Source organism: Candidatus Schekmanbacteria bacterium (assembly GCA_016219965.1).
Taxonomy (GTDB): domain Bacteria; phylum Schekmanbacteria; class GWA2-38-11; order GWA2-38-11; family J061; genus JACRJM01.
This window is the reverse complement of record JACRJM010000002.1, coordinates 1-20,558: the sequence shown is the minus strand read 5'-3', so window position 1 is coordinate 20,558 and position 20,558 is coordinate 1. Positions and strand designations below refer to the sequence as shown.

15 protein-coding genes are annotated in these 20,558 nt (G+C 38.5%); all 15 read right to left on the bottom strand.

Annotation, left to right across the window (positions count from 1 at the left end; translation table 11 throughout):
- Nucleotides 1–3 precede the first annotated feature (3 nt).
- Nucleotides 4–1,128, bottom strand: a complete 1,125-nt coding sequence (locus HZA77_00950) for a M48 family metallopeptidase (protein ID MBI5373973.1) — start codon at nt 1,126–1,128, stop codon at nt 4–6.
- Nucleotides 1,125–1,913 carry an XdhC family protein gene (locus HZA77_00945; GenBank protein MBI5373972.1) on the bottom strand — a complete coding sequence of 263 codons (789 nt, stop codon included), beginning with the start codon at nt 1,911–1,913 and terminating at the stop codon, nt 1,125–1,127. The genes HZA77_00950 and HZA77_00945 overlap by 4 nt, the downstream gene beginning before the upstream one ends.
- Before the next feature lies 1 nt (nt 1,914).
- Nucleotides 1,915–2,502, bottom strand: a complete 588-nt coding sequence (locus HZA77_00940) for a nucleotidyltransferase family protein (protein ID MBI5373971.1) — start codon at nt 2,500–2,502, stop codon at nt 1,915–1,917.
- A gap of 18 nt (nt 2,503–2,520) precedes the next feature.
- A complete protein-coding gene (locus HZA77_00935; GenBank protein MBI5373970.1) occupies nt 2,521–4,743 on the bottom strand; it encodes a xanthine dehydrogenase family protein molybdopterin-binding subunit in 2,223 nt (740 codons plus the stop codon).
- 29 nt (nt 4,744–4,772) lie between these two features.
- Entirely contained in the window at nt 4,773–5,228 is a 456-nt protein-coding gene (locus tag HZA77_00930; protein ID MBI5373969.1) for a (2Fe-2S)-binding protein, read from the bottom strand.
- Nucleotides 5,229–6,086, bottom strand: coding sequence for an FAD binding domain-containing protein (locus HZA77_00925; GenBank protein MBI5373968.1), 858 nt, complete (start codon nt 6,084–6,086; stop codon nt 5,229–5,231).
- 144 nt (nt 6,087–6,230) lie between these two features.
- Entirely contained in the window at nt 6,231–6,668 is a 438-nt protein-coding gene (locus HZA77_00920; GenBank protein MBI5373967.1) for a hypothetical protein, read from the bottom strand.
- Nucleotides 6,646–8,475 carry a glycosyltransferase gene (locus tag HZA77_00915; GenBank protein ID MBI5373966.1) on the bottom strand — a complete coding sequence of 610 codons (1,830 nt, stop codon included), beginning with the start codon at nt 8,473–8,475 and terminating at the stop codon, nt 6,646–6,648. Before HZA77_00915 ends, HZA77_00920 begins: the two co-directional genes overlap by 23 nt.
- Complete coding sequence (locus tag HZA77_00910; protein ID MBI5373965.1) at nt 8,459–10,198, bottom strand: glycosyltransferase family 9 protein; 1,740 nt, start codon at nt 10,196–10,198, stop codon at nt 8,459–8,461. Before HZA77_00910 ends, HZA77_00915 begins: the two co-directional genes overlap by 17 nt.
- Before the next feature lies 1 nt (nt 10,199).
- Entirely contained in the window at nt 10,200–12,020 is a 1,821-nt protein-coding gene (locus HZA77_00905; protein MBI5373964.1) for a glycosyltransferase, read from the bottom strand.
- 10 nt (nt 12,021–12,030) lie between these two features.
- The gene (locus HZA77_00900; protein MBI5373963.1) at nt 12,031–13,590 is read right to left on the bottom strand and encodes a glycosyltransferase family 9 protein; all 1,560 of its coding nucleotides are present in this window, start codon (nt 13,588–13,590) and stop codon (nt 12,031–12,033) included.
- A gap of 36 nt (nt 13,591–13,626) precedes the next feature.
- Nucleotides 13,627–17,109 (bottom strand): glycosyltransferase, encoded by a 3,483-nt coding sequence (locus tag HZA77_00895; protein MBI5373962.1) that lies wholly within the window; start codon nt 17,107–17,109, stop codon nt 13,627–13,629.
- 200 nt (nt 17,110–17,309) lie between these two features.
- Nucleotides 17,310–17,738, bottom strand: coding sequence for a flagellar protein FliT (locus HZA77_00890; protein ID MBI5373961.1), 429 nt, complete (start codon nt 17,736–17,738; stop codon nt 17,310–17,312).
- Nucleotides 17,739–17,748: 10 nt separating this feature from the next.
- Nucleotides 17,749–18,186, bottom strand: a complete 438-nt coding sequence (gene fliS, locus HZA77_00885; GenBank protein MBI5373960.1) for a flagellar export chaperone FliS — start codon at nt 18,184–18,186, stop codon at nt 17,749–17,751.
- A gap of 15 nt (nt 18,187–18,201) precedes the next feature.
- Nucleotides 18,202–20,397, bottom strand: coding sequence for a flagellar filament capping protein FliD (fliD, locus tag HZA77_00880; GenBank protein ID MBI5373959.1), 2,196 nt, complete (start codon nt 20,395–20,397; stop codon nt 18,202–18,204).
- Nucleotides 20,398–20,558 lie beyond the last annotated feature (161 nt).

The following is a 20,558-nucleotide window of genomic DNA, read 5'->3' as shown; positions in this document are numbered from 1 at the left end:
ATTCTATTCCTTCTTGTCTTTTGAAAGCTTAGAAACATAGTCTATTCTTTTTGCAATCGATGGATGGCTGTGGAAAGCAAACTCTATCAGCCCATTAGGATTCTTATCCGCAAGATTCTGCTCTGCAAGCCTTTCCATAAGCATTCTGAAAGCTTCCGCATTCGCTGTAAGTGAAAAAGCAAAACGGTCTGAATATCTCTCGAGGCTTCGCGAAAAACTGTTGATTGCCGGCAAAGTCACAAGGCTCACGAATGACGCTATAAGTATGAAAAGCGGCAGTGACGCAATATCGGACATTCCGGTAAAACCGAACTTAGAAGAACCGGACGCAAAGATTGCGTCAATCAGTTTGAAACTTATAAATATCAACACTGTCTGCCATAGCAGCATTTTTAGAAGATGCCTTCCCTTCTGATGCCCAAGTTCATGGGCTATTACGGCTTCTATTTCATCAGGTGTGTATGAAGAAAGCATGGTGTCTGATATTACGATTCTGCGCGTTTTCCCAAGCCCCATTAATGCGGCGTTTGCGGCTTTAGTCGTCTTGCTTAGGTTCATGGAAAAAATCCCATTAACTTCAGCGCCGCCTCTTCGTGCAAGTTCAAGAAGCCGGTTTTTCAAACATTCATCCTCTATGGGAGTAAACTTATAAAAAAGGGGCATAAGTAGCACAGGGGCAAGTCTTGCAAGTATTACAGAGAAGAAGGTGAAAACCAATGACGCGATTATCCACCAGGCTGAAGAGCTTTTTTTTATTATTAGATAGAGGACTTCAACAGAAATTCCGCCCAATATAATGGAAACAGCGACGCCCTTAATTTCATCCCAGCACCATCCTCCAAAAGTGCGGTTTGACTGCCCGTAACGGTGCTCAACAAGGAACCCTGATACAAAACTGAAAGGAAGTGAAAGCGCTTCAAGTATCCCAAAAAATAAAAGAAAATAACCGAAGACCGCGGCATAATAATTTGCTGTCAACAACAAGCAGTAATCACGGACAAGTATGGATGCGCCGGAGAAAAGAAACCACACAAGGAAAGCAGTCTCTGTTACAAGTGTTGTGACTGTTAATATGCGTCCTTCAAAGGCATATTTCTTGGCTTTTCCATCAGTTTCAGAAAATGTCATCCCTTTGCTTTCCCATGAAGTTCCTTTTTAAACTTTATTATCTCGGCAGCTATGCTGACTGCGATCTCCTCCGGAGTTTCACTATGTATTGGAATTCCTATGGGAGAGTGCACCCTCTTTATATCCTTATCATCAAAGCCCTGAGATTTCATTGAGTCGAACAATGCCTTAAGCTTTGCCCTGCTCCCTATCATCCCCACATAACAGGCATTTGTCCTTAGGCTTTTCTCAAGCATCATCCTGTCATATTTGTGTCCCCGCGTCACTATGACAATATAGGTATTATCAGTTATCTTGAGCTTTTCAAAGAGATTCTCAAATTCACTTACAATAATCTCATCAGCCTCCGGAAATCTTTCTGCCGAAGCATACTCGTCGCGGTCGTCTGCAATTATAAGACGGAAACCCAGCATATTGAGTAATATTCCAAGATTAAGCGAGATATGTCCTGCACCTAAAATAATCGCTGTATCAGGAACAGCAACAGGTTCTATCAAAACCTGCATCCAGCCGCCGCACGCCTGCCCTTCGCCTTCAAGGGGATCATCGAGAAGGTCAAATTCCAATATCTTTACCTTCCCGTTTTTTATCACTTCCTTTGCCTCGTCCCATACCTGTCCTTCAACGCAGCCGCCTCCGATAGTTCCGCGTGCCGTTCCATCCCCTGCTACTATCATCTTTGCTCCGACTTCCCTTGGTGTAGAGCCCTTAGTCTTTATAATGGTCACAAGGGCAGCCGGGATTCCTTCATTTTTAAGTTTAACTATCTCTTCAAAGATATCCATTTTACGATTCCTCCAAAAGTTTTTTATAATCTTCCGGCGTATCAAGGTCAATGACCGTTCCCTTGCAATCAACTGTAATTTTAAGGATATCATTTTCATGTGCTTCAATCAAACCCTTGAGCCCGTTCCTGAAAGTACCCCCCAATATTTCCTCCCTCAAGGATTTGTGCAGGATAACGGGATGCCCTTTAGCTCCATTATAAACAGGGATTATTATTTTTTTGTCTGAGCTGTCAAAAGTCTCCACAAGCCTGTTTACTGTTTCATAATCAACTAAAGGATGTTCGCCCAGGAATATCATGACTCCCCCCGGTTCACCGCCAAGGGATTTCACACCGCACACAATCGACGAAAACATATCTCCTTCCGGCTCAGGGTTAAATGTCTTAATGATTTTTTTATTATGAGGGATAAGCCTTGAAATATCTTCATCACCTTTGCGCAGGACGGTTACTATTTTGTTCACATCAGATGAAAGCAGGGTATCAAGGATTGTCTCTATTACTGTTTTCCCCCTGAAAGGAAGAAGAAGTTTTGAGCTTCCCATCCTCTGAGATTTTCCGGCACAGAGAAGGACAACGGAAACCATTTTCAGATAGAAACCATTTTAGATGTATGATTTATTTTTTAATGCTTTAAAAACTCTCTCAGGGGAAAGAGGAAGTTCGTTTACAACTGCCCCTGTTTTTTTGCGCACTGCATCTGCTATTGCCGGAGCGGTCGGAACAACCGGAGGCTCACCGATACCTTTTATTCCGTAAGGTCCGTCCTTTGAAAGTTCCCCCTCTATCATCACAACATCTATCTCGGGCACATCCTTAATGGTCGGAGTGCCGTAATCTGAAAAATTGTCGGTAAGTACGCGCCCTTTATCATCAAATACGATCTCCTCGGAAACTGCAAAGCCGAATCCCTGAATGACAGCGCCTTCAACCTGCCCGTAAAGTAAAAGCGGGTTGAGCACCTTCCCAATATCATGAATGGAAGTAATCTTTTTTACGTCTAACTTTCCGGTTTCACTGTCAACATCAACTTCCGCAAGCTGAAGCCCGAAGAGCGTAGCGCTGTTTTGCGCAACTGAGCTGTTCTGGGCAAACATGACCTTCCCGAGTTTTCTTCGTGAATATTGAGCGACTTCAGCAATGCTTATGGATTTTCCTGATTCAGGGTTGAGAGCTTTCCCCTTTTCGAAAATTATTTTACTCACGTCTTCAGTCTCAAGACGTCCGGCAGCAATCTTAATTATGTCAGCCTTTAGAGCTTCTGCCGCACTCTTTACAACATACCCGACATTGAAAGCCATTGAGCTTCCTGAGGTTGGCGGAGTAACCGGGGCTGTAGATGTATCAGGTGAAATTATCTCTATACTCTCCATGTCAATATCTAAGACATCTGATACTATCTGTGCAAATATTGTCCGCGAACCGGTAAGATCAGAAATCCCGGTATAGACGGCTACCCTTCCGTCATCGCACAAACGAAGAAGAATTGACGAGGGAGCTGCCCGCGTTTCCCATATACATGCGGCAATTCCGATTTCATCTTTGTTGGGCTTGCTGTTTATTATTTCTTCTGCCTTGTCGAGGACTTTTATAAATGAGTCCCCGCGTACAGGTTCCCCTGAAATCCTCACATCTCCATCGCGGACAGCGTTTTTCTTCCTCAATAAAAGAGAATCCACTCCTGCTGCTGCGGAGGCACGGTTTATCATTGATTCAAGTGCAAAACAGTATTGGGGCACGCCGGGCGCTCTGAAAGATGCTCCGCTTATCTTGTTTGTATAAACAGCATTGCCTTCCAGCTTTGCGTTCGCTATCTTGTATGGTCCGCAGCCATTATTGGTTGCCGCATACATGAGGATTGGTCCAAAATCAGCCCATGCGCCAAGCTCATAATATAACTTTGAATGAAGTGCAGTTATGGTGCCGTCCTTTTTAACACCTATCTTTACATTTATTACTGATGAAAATCTGGGTTTGCCGAAACGGAGCTCTTCATCCCTGTCTATATAGATTCGCACAGGAGCCTTGGCCTTTTTAGAAAGCGCGCAGGCCAGATGTTCTGCAAAGAGGGGAATTTTTCCGCCGAAGCCGCCTCCTGTTTCAATCGCAAAAACCTTAACCTTGCTTATGGGTAGAGAAAATATGGCAGAAATCTTCTGCTGTATTACAAAATAACCCTGCGATGAAGTCCAGATCATCACACCCTTCTCAGGGTCCCAGTTCGCAAGGGTAACATGCGGTTCTATAAAGGCATGGTGTATCTTTGGTGTCCTGAATGTGTCCTCGAGAACTACATCCGCTTCCGCAAAACCTTTATCTAGATCCCCCTGTATCAACTCCATGGATGAACAGAGATTCCCATCTATTCCCAATTTTTTTGCCGTGCCTTCAGATATGAGATCATCCTGAACAAGTGGGGCACCTTCTTTTAAAGCCTCGATAGGATCAAAAACCGAAGGAAGCTCATCATATTCAACCTTTATCTTTCTTAGCGCTTCCCGTGCTGCATCTTCGCTTACTGCGGCAACTGCGGCAACCCTGTCACCAATATACCTTACCTTGCCACGTGCAATGGTCATCTCATCTTCGATCATAAGGCCTGTTCTTTTTGGCGGGAAATCTTCGGATGTGATTATTGCCTTTACACCTTCAACTTTAAGCGCCTCCGAGTAGTCAATGCTTAAAATCTTTGCATGAGGAACCGGACTATATAAGATCTTTCCTATCAATATTTTCTCTGGAAGAACTATATCCCCTGTGAAAAGGGCTTTACCGGTCACCTTATCCCTTGACTCGATCCGCGGGATTGATTTTCCTATAAGAGTCATTTCTTTTATTTATCCATTTTTGGCAATGTTTAAATCAGCGATTTAACTGCCCGCATTATACTTGCATAGCCTGTACAGCGGCAGAGGTTCCCCTCAAAATAATGCTTAATCTCTTCATCAGAAGGTTTGCTATTCTCTTCAAGAAGAGACTTCGTCGTTAATATCATCCCCGGAGTACAATATCCGCACTGGACTGCACCATTATCAATAAAGGCTTTCTGGATTGGATGAAGCTCTCCATCCTTTTCAAGACCTTCGATTGTAGTTATATCCATTCCATTAATAGTCATTGCAAGTACGAGGCAGGAATTTACAGGTTTGCCGTTAAGTAAGACCGTGCATGCGCCGCAATCTCCTCTCCCGCACCCTTCCTTTGTCCCTTTTAGATTAAGCCCTTCTCTCAGGACAAAAAGAAGTGTCTCTGTCCCATCAACAAGGACTTCCCTTACTTCGCCGTTGACATTGAATGTAAGAATTTTTTTCATTTATCTGCCGCTGCCGTTTTTAAGTATTGTTAATCCTCTTCTTACCAGCGCATTAACCATATCCTTCCTGTACCATGCAGATGCCCTTGCATCTGTAATAGGCTTTGCCTCATCTGATGCGATCCTGGCGGATTCGGCTATGGTTTTTTCATTGAGAAGTTCCCCTGTCAATGATTCCTCTGCCTCAATTGCACGCATTGGAATAGGAGCGACTGAGCCCAATGCTATTCTTGCGTCAGCTACTTTGCCATCAGATGAAAATTCAAGCCTTATGCAAACGCCAACTACCGAAATATCCATTGCCCGGCGCTTTGAATGTTTAATGAATATCCCCTTCCCGGCCTTTTCTTCAGTTTCAATATCCAGTAAAACCTCATCTGCTGCGGCGCATGAAACACCGTTATCAACAAAGAAACTATTGATACTTACCTTCCGCGATGCTCTGCTTTTCTGAAGTGTAAGCGTTGCATCCAATGCAAGCAAGGGAAGTGCTAGGTCAGCACAGGGAGAAGCATTGAAGATATTTCCTCCAATGGTGGCAAGATTTCTTATCTGCACAGAACCTAAGCTTGCTGCTGCCTGTTGTAAAAAAGGATATTTATTTCCTATCAAAGATGATTTTTCTATATCGCGCACCGTAGTCAAAGCGCCTATCCTCAGCCTGCCCGAGCTATCATTTATTTGATTGAATTGTCTAAGTGCTTTCAGGTCAACAATGTAATCAGGCTGTTTATCACCGTCTTTTACGGAAAGCAGAAGGTCGGTCCCTCCGGCAAGAAGGGCAGCCTTCCCCTTTTCTTTTGACAGAATATCAAGCACTTCATCAATGCTCTGCGGTGCGATATATGTAAATTTCAAAATTCAGACCTCAATATATAAAGTGGAATTTTGATTAAAAGAAATGCATGTAAAAGTCAAACTGAAAGAGAATGGTTTTTGGATTTATTGAATGATCAATACAGGGGAGGAGAAACTCTCTCCCCTGTATCTAATATTGCGGGATTAAAGCTTATCAGATAATTCTGTGAGTGAATCGTTCAATGTACCGGCAAGAGGAACAATTTCATACTCAAGAAGGTCGGCAAGCAGTATCCAGTCATTGTTGCTTTGAGCACCCATCATCTGAGTCAACAGATCAAAGAATACTTTTTCGTTTTCTTCTATTTGTCTTTTATCATCAATCAGCAAAGGACTTGCTTCAGCAAATATTTTCAAGTCTGAAAGAAGAAGAGATATAGTCTGCAAATCATCTATGAATAGAATCAGTTTTTCACTTCCCTGACCCTCTTCGCCCATCCTGAAGTGCCCGGCTATTTCTTCTATCTGGTCTTTTACACCGATAAAAAACTCTTTAGCAGAAGAAATGGCCGCCTTTGCTAATATGTTTATTACTTCTGTTCCAGAATTACTTTCTCCCTCATATGCTGGTGCTGTATTCATTGTTTTCTCCTCCATATTTATTATTTCGAAATACTGAAGCACTGAATGTTTCTCTCATAAGGTTTACAATCTTTTCTATCCGCTTTTCATATGTGTGTTCCTCTATAACGCGATGATAAGCTTTAGATGATATGCTTTTTCGTTGCGTCTCATTTTTTCTGTAGAATTTGATAAGCTCCACTATCTCTTCATGGGATTTATACGAAACAGTCTCCTTCTCAGAAAAAAGTTCAAAAAGGTCGGGCTGGGAATCGGTAATTAGAAAAGCCCCGCAGGCAGCGCAGTCAAAAACCCTTTGGTTAAGAGCGGTGTTCATTTGAAAACTCGTGCAATTGATATTCACAGTAGAGGCATTGTAAACTAAAGGAAGTTCTGAATAATAATCAACATTCCCTTTTAGATATTCCTGGGGAATAAACTTTCTCCATTCTTTGTCTCCGTATATCAGAGCTCCCTCTTTTATTCCTTCTTTGACTACATTATGACGGTAGTGCATGGTCGCTTTCCAGGTAAGGTAGGCCTCCAGCTCTATTTTTTTCTGAAGGCTCAAATCATCTGATATTTTGTCTGAGCTAATAAGAGAATCTATTATCGATAACATCTTGATCTTATGGTCAGCCATCTGACGTGCAACTGCTTCTGCTTCTATAACATCAAGAGATGCTATCCCTGCGATTTTTTTCTTCCATTTATCAACTGCATCGAACATTGAATTTCCGACAAAGGAGGCATCGGTACGATATTTCATTACTCTTGCAGAATTACCCATAGGTTTGAAAATCTCAGAATCAGCCGCAAGAGGAAGATATGTAACATCAATGTAACCCCGCTGGCTCATACTTTCCATACAGGTTTTTTCCCACATGAATAACCTGCAGAATTCTGAAACATTTGACGTGTTATCTTTTAATGCGAACGCCGGACTGTCAACGTACCATATAGCAAAAGGAACTTTAAGGGATGACAGAAGGCTCGAAAGCTTTCCTTCTTCGTCAAATCCCAGATGATTTACGGTAAAGATAAAGTCCGGTTTAAAATCAATTATGGAATTTAAAAGCTGAGATATGAAATCACCGCTCCCTGAAAGCGGAACAGTCCTGACTATGTGTCCCAAATTGTTAAATGCCTTTATGCATTCCTTTACAATAAAATACTTCGAATCAAAAACCATTACCTTGCAGTCAGATGATGAGAACTTCCTGTAGTCAGCTCTCTCCCGTATAAGAGAGTTCTTTACATTGGCTATTGCAGAGTGAAGGGAAGAATAAAAACCATCCCATATTTTGTCCTGAGCGGGATTTATCACAGATGCCAAAGACTTAAAACCGGATCTAGCTCTTATCGCTGTTATCTTATCAATTATTTTTGAGAGAGAATCATTTAAAATTATCTGGAGCTGTCCGGAATTTAAAACATCTGAAAGATCTATGAGGGATAAAGTTTCTCTTAAGAGGGCCGGCTCTCTTTCAACCCATATTATTTCACTTTCCTTTTCGATCTTCTTAAAAATTTCTTTCAGAATATATCCTGAGCCTGCACCCAGGAATATCAGGATTTTCCCACGTGATTCTGATATCAACCTGTTGCTCAGATGCTCCGCCTCCTGCGATGGTGCATAGGAACTTGAAATATTAATCCAGCAGCCTTCCTCTTTAGATACTGCAATAAATTCTTCCCCGTTTTTCGCGACTTCCCGTTTAAATGAAATTCCGCTGTCATTAGTAAGGGTTTTACCAGAAATATGACTGTATATTTCCGGATGCGATTTCTTCAGGCATTCAATATTTTTTTTAAATTTTTCCGACATCTTGAAGAACTCCATTAGAACCAGAACAACTGAATCCTGATGACATACACCCATGATAATCGATAAATGGCCGCAGAATATTTTTTAATGAAAGGCAGTATTTCCGTAGTTCGCGATATAGAGCTAAATATGTCCAAGCGACTTTTGCAGGATCGTCAGAATCTATGCTTTCCCTCTTCATGCGGTAAACATCGCAGACAGGTGATAACTGCCTTGTTATGCTTGCAATCTCTTCTATTGAGACATCTATGAGAGAAACCTTTCTGGCCAACTCCGATATATGTGTATGGTGTTTTCCCGTTGATGATGAACTGAGTAAATCTACTATTTTTTTAACGAGCCCCTCACCTTCTGAGGCAAGTATTTCTATTTTAGATATCGCATCAGCCGTTGATTTTAAAGAATGGGAAAAGTGGCCAACTCCGGACACGTCATATCTGCCCGATATTTTTTCAAATACTTCCCTGCCTTCCTGTTCACCTGCAACATCCTTTATAATGCTTTTCCAGAACCCCCTGTATATCTGCCGCCAGAAAATATTTTCATCGATTTTTCTGTAAATCAGAGGATAAAAATCAAGAAACCCGCATTCATCAAATACGGTTTTATATACATTCGAATTTAAAAACTTCCCTGAATCCCGGACATCATTTATTCCCTTTAAACCAAGCATTTCTTCTGTCAGGAGAAACACTTCTTCAGGAACAATGGTTTTTTTGCAGATTTCATTTAGACAGCTGACATTAAAACCACAAGGGGCGCAGACTATCGAGGTCTGAATTACCGCATGACCATCACCATATGGTCCGGTTTCCCAAAAATTTACAGGACCAACAGAAATTTCTATTACCTTAACCCCGGCTGCTGTTGCTACATGCATAGTTCCCGTATCATTAGTAATTAAAACTGAACAGCGTGAAACAAAGGCTGAAAGGTTTTGAACCGTAGTCTTACCCATTGTATTTATAACTTTAACGCCTGAGATATTCTCTATTTCTTCCCCAATAGGTTTTTCCTGTTCAGAACCGAAGAGAGCTATCTTTACATTAAGCTTTTCTGAAAACATGCGCGCCAGCGAAGCGAAAAATTCAACCGGCCACTGTTTATGGGATTTGCTTGCCCCTGGCTGCATTCCTATAAGGATGTCATCTTTTTTAAGATCTGATTCCTCATAAAATAGAAGGGCATCTCTTCTGTCATCTTCAGTTATATCAAGTGAAAGCTTCCGTTCAGAATTGCCAGACCTTCCGGAAAGAAGATACATGTCAACAAGGTTGAAAGGGTTAAAATACCGGTTGATGGCAGCATTGAAGAAATAGACCATCCATTGATTTTTTATTACCCTGAATCCTTTTGAATCAACGCAGATGCCATTAATCTCATCAACAGTAATCATCGTAGTTAAAAGCGCGCTCATCTTTGAGTGCGTCAGGTTATATATTTTATTGAACTTCTCGTTGTTCAATGAACACACAAGTGATTCTATTTCGTGATAGCTTTCAATCAGGCTTTTCTGTGCATCGACAATATTCTTCCCGGTTTTTTCAACGTCGAACTTTATTACCCTGTCAACAAAAGGCATCCTGCTGCAGATAGCTGAAAATCTTGAATTCACCATCAGCACTATTTCGCTGCCGGGATTTGCCTGTTTGATACTCTTCAACAATGGGGTAGATTGTATGAGATCTCCCATGCGGGTGAGATTTATAACTAGAATCTTCATATCAGGCAGCCACAAACTCGCGCATCATTAAAAAAATCATCTCAGAGCGGGTGAGTGTTCCTTCTCCCTTTCTTATTTTGTCTGCAACTTCTGAAATTGTCAGTCTGTCATATCCTTCAAATTTCGAGAATAGCGCCTCCAGTTCATTATTCCCGGAAGCTTGTTTCATAAGGTTTTTATAGGAGTTTATGTCTTTTACAGGATTTGAAATTACGGTCCCTTCCCCACAGGTAACTGCCCGAAGGACCTCTGTCATTCTTTTCTCATATGTATGATCTGCAAGAACTTTTTGGCGGGCTTTTTCTGATATTTTATTTCTCTCTTCAGGATGATCCAGATAATAGGACATCTTTCTCCGAAGATCCTGAATATCGCTGAAAGTTTCTATTTCTTCTCCGACTTTAAAAAGTCCCTCAAGGTCACTTCTGTAATCAACAAGCTGAAACCCACCGCATGCTGCTATCTCAAATGTCCTGGGGTTCACAAAATCTCCATGGGGGTTAACGCCTGAATGGTAGGTAGAAGAATGCATATTGAGATTGATTTTTGTAGAATTAAATATTTTTACCGTGTCTTCAATTGAAATCCTTTCGCTGTCACGCTGCACAGCATTTTTGAAGAAAGGATCATCATTGGGCCAGTCAGTTCCCCATATCTTAAAATCATAATCTCTCAGCATCTTAAAGAAGGAACGTCTGTTATAATAGCCTGCACCCATGAAAGATACGTCACTTTTGAACGTTGCCATTTCTTCTTCCTCAAGTGGCAGCGGTTTGTGAATATCGGGATGGCATGCAGCGGGAAGATAAAAATAATTTTTCATTCCCATCCTCCCAATCTCTTCATGAAACTCCCCTTTTTGTATTGTAAAGAAATAGTCATAGTGCTGGACTATATCTTTCCAGTACTGCATAAGCCTGTAGTCTTCGACAAACCAGTAACATAGGGGGATCTTCAGCGGCTTTATCCTTTTAACTATATCCATGCTCAATGGAGACTGCGCAAGGGCAAATATCATAGACGGTCTTGTTTCAAGAACTCTTGCAACAAACATTTCTCCGATGAGAGAAAGGAAAAGACCTTTTAGCTTTGCAGCATTAGTCTTATCGTAAGTTATTTTATCAATTTCTTTGTAAAGGGCATAAAATCTGCTCATGTCAAAGCGCTCAACTCTGCATCCAAGTTTTTCAAAAGCAAGACTTGTGTATTCTGCTATTGGATAGGATCCGCCATAGAGTGGATAAACCACCATTACTCCAAGCCCCTTGTAATCTTCAGGATTAAAACTGCTGAGCTTGTTTAAAATTGATGAGTAATTAAAATTATGGACTGTCCTTTTAAAAGATGGATGAGTGAATATTAAAGGGTTCGGGCCTGCGTTATCCTTTATGTCTTTTACGAAGAAATCTTCATTCCCCTTATCAGGAGAAAATATAAATATCGAAGAAAGAAGTTCCCCTATATCTCTGGCTTCCAATGCGGCTCTCAATATTTCCTTATCAGGCTCAATTACAATAACAGGCAGATTACTATTGCTTTTTAACAATTCTTCAACGTGGTAACCAATCCCCATGCCAAATATGACTATGGAGCTGTATGATTCTAAATTTTTCTCCAATAAAAACTTTTCAATCAGTGAAGCTGACTCCTGTTTTGGATCGTAAATGCTGTGGTATAGCTGTCCTGATATTTTTAAAGTTGGCGTGTGTCTTCGCGATTCTAAAATTTCGATATGTTCGCCTGAAATGATTGCATTTATTTCACTCGCAAGTACCGGATTCTTCTCTTTCAGAATGGAAATATTATTTTCAAATACACTCATATAAAATTCCTTAACAGTGAATTAGTCCAAAACAATTTAATGAAGACTCCATTTTTTCATGAATCATTAGCAACTCTTCTTTTCTATTCGCTTTCTTAATCAATGCCTCATTAAAAAAGAAAAATTCTAATGCGTGTTTTAAAGGGTGGAAACGGTAAAACCATTTAATCTTCTCATCAATGTCGTTAACTTCAAATTCTTCCTGGTGCCAATTAGATAGAGACAGAATTACATTTTTCCTTGCATTGATGAGCCTGGAAACTGATTTAGCTGCATCTGTAATAGTAGCGTGTTCGCATTTTAATTTTATATTTCTTTCAGAAACATCGTTTTCTTCTTTGCCTCCCTGACAACCAGATAACAGTCCAAACCAAAACCTGCGAAGTGATTCAGTAAAATAATTATTATGCTCCCGTTCTGATTCAATAACAGGTAAGTACGTAACCCCATAATTATCCAACGTACTTTTATAAAAGGAAACCCCATCAGGAATTACATCTTTTATCTTGTCGTTATCCAGGCCGCCCAATATGTTATTTGTAGCGGCAAACACAACCTCCGGACGAAGTTTTCTAACGCACTTCCGTTCATTGCATTCCTTAAACTCCATGCATGGAGAGCAACTTTCAAACGACTGCAACACATAATGCCCTTCATTATAAGGCCCTGTCTCAAAGCAATTTGCAGAGCCCCAAAAAATTCCAAGAACAGGGACTTTCAAATGCACTGCAAGATGCATTGTTCCCGTATCTCCGGTTATCAGCAAGCGACATTTTTTAAGTGTTTCTATCAACTGATGAATATTGGTTTCCCCTGCAAGATTAAATACTCTGGATGAATTTACCTCTGATTCTATTTTGGAAGCTCTTTCTTTTTCTGCGTCATTGCCAAGAAGGAAAACATCTGATTTGAGATTATTGACTATCATTTTTGCGAGAGAAGAAAAATATTCTTCCGGCCAAAGCCTTTTACTATTACCGGCTCCTACCTGAAAGGCAATTGCAGTCCCCTCATTCATTCTAATAATATCATTGTTCTGAGGAACGGATGATTCGAGTTTTTTGTTTTCCTGGTAGCCAAAACCGTTTATTCCTGCAAATTTAAATATATCAGAAAGATTTATGCGGCTATAACGTCTCGCAGACGTTGAGGTAATAAGATACGACATCCATGGATCACTATAGATATCTCTTATGCCAGTGCGAAAATAAAATCCTGCTCTGTCCCGACAATCTATATTGTCAGCAATTAATGCGGCGAGGAAAGAATAGTTTAAATTTATTACCTGGTCGCAGTTAATAGCTTTTAAGCATTCAATTTCTTTTATTATCAGTTCATATTTAGCAGACAAAGAAATATCTTCTCTATTGGCAAATGTTGTCAGCTTCCTGACATCGATAGCGATTATATCATCCGCACAAGATAAGCTCTTCGCTACCTCCTCAAAACGGGTATCAATAAAAAGGATTGTTTCAGAATACTGATTTAATAAATTAAGAAGCGGGATTGTCTGTATTATATCTCCCATTCGTGCAAGCTGAATAACAGCCGTCTTATTTTTTTTATTCATTTGTTATGTTTCACTGAGGAATATGGCAGGATTATTTCAGGCACCATAGTTAGAAATCTTTTTTTCATTACAATAGCTGCCTGAGGGACTCGTTATTTTTTCAATCTCTGCAATGAGCTCGTTAATGCCATCATAGCCAGGTGCGAATATCATTATCCTGTCAGCAAGTTCCATTGCCTTCTGATATTTTCCCACTCTAAAGTAAATTACGCTTAAGCTAAAAAGCATATCTATGTTTGCAGGGTGCAGGCAGACGTATCTCTCAAGATATTGTTCAGCAATTTCTAATTGCCCAAGTTCGGAGGCAGCCTGAACAATTAAGTAAATTGCTTGTGGATTCTCAATATTAAGCTCAAGTGTCTTAGAATACAGTGACAGTGCTTCTTTTTTCTTGCCGTTGTTCCAAAGTGCAATGCCTAACCCGGTAAGGGCTCTACAATTGTTAGCGTTGATTGCTATAACCTTCTCGAAATATTTACTGGCTATTTCATTATTCCCGTTAAGAATAGCCAAACTCCCGAGACCAATAAGTGGCTTTTCAGATTTCGGGTTAATCTTTTCTGCTGCAAGGTAATTTTCTTTTGCTTCTGCATCTTTCATTAAATTGGCAAGACAGTCTCCTGTCTGAATAAAAGTTTCAAAAAGATCAGACTCGCTTATTGTTTGCCCATCTTTGTCATTTACCTTTTTCAGATAATTAAGAGCCATTTCATATTTTTTTAGTTTTTTGTAGCATATGGCTGTATTGATGTAAGCGGCGTTAATAGGGTAATTATCGGAGATCTGATTTAGCTTAGTTTCAGCCTTTTGGTAATCCCCAATTGTGAACAAACATCTTGCAATTCTATTAATTGATTCTCCGTTGCGCGGATATTTCTCAAGGATTTGTTCATAACTTTCAATTGCTGCGTCAAAGATACCTTCATTTTCAAGCTTATAAGCATTCTTAAGAAGATTATTAATATCATCTTCAAGAACTACGTTAGTGGCAACCTTTGATGCCCTAACAATATATTGAATCGTAAAAAAATCTTTGATATCTTCTTCTGTGAGATCATTTATAGTAGTTCTGCCAACCCTTATACTTGTCAGCCCCCTTGAATCATAATTTAAATTCGCAAGTTCTTTTGGCAGCACACAGTTAGTCTTGATGCTATCTATCCTAAAACCATTCCTTGAAAGCATCCTCTCTATTTCCCGAAAAGTGAAAAACCTTAAATGAGTTTCATCCAATATCCCTGCTTTTTGGTACGTCCAATTTCCATCTATTAACTGTGATATAATTGATATATTTCTTACATTGGGAACGCTGACAATGACAGAACCGCTGTTGCTCAAAAGTTTTGTAACTTTATTGAAAGTCTCTTCAGGATTAATTAAATGTTCAATTACGTCTCCAAAAACTATACAATCATATTGCTCGTCAATGGAATTCAGATCAATCTGCTCAATATCACCTTTGATTACATTTGATAGTCTTCCACTTGCGATAGAAGCAATATCTCCCTCTCTTTCAATACCAGTTACAAATTTCCCAATACTTTGCAGGGCTGCACCCATCTCTCCAGTTCCACACCCTATATCGAGTATCTTCTTGGCTGATTCCGGTACTAAGGAGATTATTTCCTCTCTTTTCTGGCTGTAATAAGAAATCCCTTTATTCTCTGACATACAGGATTGATGCATTGTTTCGTTAGAGTCTGTTGTTCTAAATTTATCTAATAATATTTTTTTAAATAACGTATCAATTTGCTCTGAAACTACTTTGCAGCTAAACATTTCAACTGCCCTTTGCCTGGCGAGTTTCCCAAATTCCTGCCTCAGTGTTTCATTCTTCAAAAGTTTCATTATTCCATTGCATATTGACTGAGGATCGTTAGGCTGCACGAGTAACCCTGCTTCTCCAATAACTTCTGGTATTGAGCCCGAGTATGTTGATATAACTGGAACGCCACATGCCATAGCTTCAACTATTGCCATGCCAAATTGTTCTTTCCAGTTTTCTTTTGGTATGCTTGGAAGAATAAAAATATCCGCGCTGTTGTAATAGTTCTTCATTTCAAGATAAGAAGATTGTGGAAGAATTATGAAATTATCTTCAAGGGAAAGCCTTTTAACCATGGCAGTGAATCGATCTTTTTCTGGCCCTCTCCCTATCATCAAAAACTTTAATGTCTTTTTTAGATCTGGGTTCTTATCGAATAATAATTTTGAAGCAAATAAAATATCGTAAATTCCTTTTTCAAATACAAACCTTCCTACAAAAAGTACAATTCGATCGTCATTGTTAAATTTTAGTTCTGACCTGGCCTTATTTCTTATAGTTTTATCAGGTGTAAAAAAGTCTACATCGATTCCCATAGGTATTTTATAGATTTTATCCCTATCAGCACCTTCTATTCTCAATGCATCGGCAGCACGCTCGGTAACTGCTATAAAAGCATCAGCTGAATCAGTTACTGTACGCTTTATGTTAGATAAATTTTTATTATCATCATAAATTAAAGGTATATTTTCCCATTCAAGCACTACAAGTTTATTCCCAAATTTTTTTCTTGCTACGGCACCTTGAAGTGAAAAAAGCCAGGTAATGTCTGCTGTATAAATAATGTCTTTATCAAATAATTCATATTCCAATCCGAGCATATAGATTGGTGATTCAGGATGAGCAGGTAGTTTTATTACGGGAATCTTTATTTTATCTAGGGAGAAATTATGTTTTTCAGTCGTATATGCAGTTATATCGTAGCGGTCCATTAACAGTTCATAATTCTTCATTTCCCATTCATTAAGGTTTGGACCTCTTACTATAGCAAGTGATGGTTTTTTATTGGCAAGAGATATAAATTGCTTCCTTAATGATTTTCTAAGAGATTCTTTTTCATAAGATTGCAAAGGCCTTGAAACAATATCATACTCTCTGTATAGCAAATCTTCTTTTTTCTGAAATCCACTCCCGGGAATAGTTGAATAGAATTCTCCTTTTTTAGAATATCTTTTTTTATCTAAAAAACCAAAATGAACAACATAAACGTCCCACTGATCTATTATTCCTTCTATTCCGGTAATTATTTCATGAATTTTATTTTTCCATTTTATGGCAGGTGTTTTTTTGAAAATCCTTGGGACAGACTCAAAATTATCATAACGCTTTGAATAATAATCAATGTTTCCAACGAGATTACATTGTCTTATCGTAATTGCATTAGAGTTTGTACTTTCGAGATAACTTCTTATTTCAGTCTCAAATACTTCTGAAAAAACTTCGTCAGAATCTATTCTAACAACCCAATCTCCGGTACAAGCATCTAGTGATTTTTGCCGCTGTTTAGAAAAATCATTATCCCACGACGATTCAATCAATTTAATACGCTTATCAAAGCTTTTTAAAAAGTCTTGAGTCCCATCAGTACTACCACCATCAACCACAACAATTTCATCAGCAAAACTACATGAAGATATCGCATTTCTAATATAGTCAATTTCATTTAATGTAATAATAGAGACTGAAATTTTCACATAATTCTCCAAATCATATTGTTTTTTTTCATCATTGCTTAATGCAATATTCCTGCCATAATATTTATTGCTAAAATATTATGGAGTTAATTGACTAACGCGTTGATTTATATAAACAAATATGAAATGAAAATAGGTAAACAAATTCGGAACGATCCATGAACAAATTGATAGAGGGAAATTATTGCCTATTTAAAATTTTAAATCGAATCATCAAAAAAACCTGATGCCTTACTTTTTTTTAATCCATAACCATTTAGCTGTCTCTTAGCATTCCCAACTTGTTCAATCTTACTTAATGTTTCATCACGTTGTTGATTGACCACTTTTAAAGTTTCTTCATCTATCTTTAATATATTTTTAATAATTTCAATTACTTTAGTCTGGGAGTCATCATCCCTGGGACTTTTTTCTTCCAAGTAATTTTGTTTTGATACAAAAACCTTTTCATTCTTAATGCTCTCATCTATTTTCTCTATCTGATTAAATATTTTCTGTCTTAAATCTTGCAAAAAGAGAATCTGTCCGTAGTTACTCTTATTAGCAGCTTCTCTTTCCTTTGAGGCAATATCATAAATTTTTTGATATAATTGTAATTTATTCTGAACAAGGTTAAATTTAAGTGCCATATTTTTACCCTTACACAGTTAAGGTTATCATTTTTGTACTGTCTCTTTTTTCTGCAATGATCTGCTTGTCGGTGAATTGAAGTTCAATTACCTTATCCCATGATTCTTTAATAGTTTTTAAAATATTTATGGCATTATCAATAAAAACGATTTCATTCTTTAAATTAGCTTGAAGAATCTGATAGTTGACAAACTCATATAAGCTTTGAAGATTTTCAACTAATTTTTTATCTACCTTCTCATCTAACGCACTATTCAGTTCTGCAACTATTCTGGAAGCTTTGGACAAATACACACCCTTTAATTTAAAATCACGTTCTTTAATTTTTATTTTACCCTGTTCTAAAAAGTTTATAGCGCCATCATATAACAATACGATTATTTTAACGCTACTAGCGGTCGAAATCTGTGTTGATTTATATTTGTTCTGATTTGCCAAGGTAGTCATTATAATATTCCTCCATTAAAAGCTTGAAATTAAACTGGATAAAGCAGCATCTTGAGCGTTTAAACTTGAAATAAGAGTTTCCATTGAAGCAAATTGCGCCTGTAATCTCTCCACATATTTATTAATGCTATTAGTTTGACGTGTTATACTTTCATCAATTTTCTTAATTGAGTCTTCCAATCCATTTATACCAGTCTGCAATGTCCCATCTGTAGAGTCAGTCATAAAATCTAACTGATTTACCATCTGTTCAGCTACACCTATAGATAATGTTACACTTCCTTTCGCTCCAGTAGACGAAGAATATATTAAAATTTGAAGTCCTTCTTCTTCATAGTCATCTGCACCCGTTAAACTATTACCTATTGCCGTAGCACTATGTCCATTTATTGTTCCAGCTACATCTTGCCCTGTACCTGATTTTCCTGTTATACCAATGCCTGTAGATTCTGCAGAATCAGCTTGATCTGAGTTTACTGAAAATGAAATACCGGTTCCATAATCCTGACTAAAAAGCTTTAAAGCTCCATTATTATTAACTGCTGAAATCAGGACACTCTGATTTGAAAGCTGAGAGTTTATTTTACTTACAACTTGATCGATCTTATCTCCTGCTGAAAGGTTTACATCATAGCTATTCCCGCTATATACAAAAGTAAGTGTTTCATCAGATGCTAACCCCTCGCTCTGAATCGTTTGGCTACCAATTACTATAGCCTGCAATGGAGCCTGAGTTATATTTACATCATATGTACCGCCATCTGTTTTATCAGAACTTATTGAATAAGCTATTTCACTATTAGTTGTACTTCCATATTTAACAAACAACCTGGCAACATTATCATAATGATCATTAAGTGCATCAGTCAGTTTTGAATCATTTATAGAAAGAGTCCCATCTTGTCCTGTGGAGATTCCGATTTGTGAAAGTGTCGTATATGTATCAGTGATACCAGGCACTATATTGCTTATAATTCGCTTAAGCATAGTTTGTGCATTATTTACAGAAGAATTCCCAAGAAGAGGGCCCTTCACCCCATTGCTCGGATCATATGCCGTTTGATCTTTAATGAGAGTGACAACTTTGTTATAAGCTGAAATAAAATCATTAATATTTTTCTTAACCGTATCATTATCCTGCGAAACTGCCAGGTTTACTGATGTATTTTGTTGCGCAGACTTTAGGTTGATTGTTACACCTGGAATTATATCATCTATTATATTTGATGATTTTCTAAAGTTAATGTTATTAACTTTAATAATGGCATCCGCTGCTTCTTGCAATGTTGGATCATAAGTATCTATTTCAAATCTGTCTCCAACAGAAAAATCAGAAGACCCGGCGGCAAAGGAAATATCAACACCCTCATCAGAAGCATCATATATTGAGGTAGCTGAAGCACTAGTAGTAAAAGCATCATCCGCAGTCCATGTCAATCCACCGTCAGTGGATACTTTAAATTTAGCAGTACCTATTCCCCCAAGAGTTGTCATTTCAATAAGATATGGTTTGCTTTCCGAACCAGTATATGTTCCTGAAGATGTTATAGTTCCATTAAAAGAGTTACTAGGGTTAGAATATGCACTCCCTATTGTTTTATTTGAAAAATCAAGATTTGTATCATTAGCAGTTATAGATATATTGTTATCTGCACCTGTTGAACTTGTGGAAAGAACAAGGCGATATGGTTTTGAAGGTGATCCATCATTAATTATGCTAGCACTTACACCAGCATTACTATTGTTAATAGAATCTTTTAACTGTTGAAGAGTTGTAGTATCATTAATACTTATCGTTGTAACAGAGCCTGAACCAACTTTAAAACTAAAATTACCCGAGATTGCACTAACAGGAGTAACATTAATATCTTCCCATCCCTGACATGCAATTTTATTTGATGTTGCAGTTTGCATAATCTCGACCGCATAATTTCCGGTCTGAGCTGTACTTGATGCTGATGCTGTAAGTAAATCTGCATCGCTAACTGATACAGACTTAATATTAAACTGAGATATGTTATTAAGAGATTGCCCCTCGCTTAATAAAGATGCAAGATTAGTATTGAGTGTGTTTAAAGCATCTATTTTTGTCTGATAGCCTTGCTTTCTCTCGTTAAGTATAGTGATAGGTTTCTGTTCATATTGTTGAAGCTGACTAATAATATCATTAAAATTTATTCCTGAAGCAAGTCCACCTACAGATATACCCATACTTTTACCTCATTATATATATTGCGGAGCCTAATGCAGGCTCCGCAACTTTACTGGAGTATCAATTTTCTATTTTTCGATCAATCTTTGTAATTACCCGAGCAGTGATAGTGCTGCCTGTGGTGCTGCGTTTGCCTGGGCAAGTATTGAAGTACCGGCTT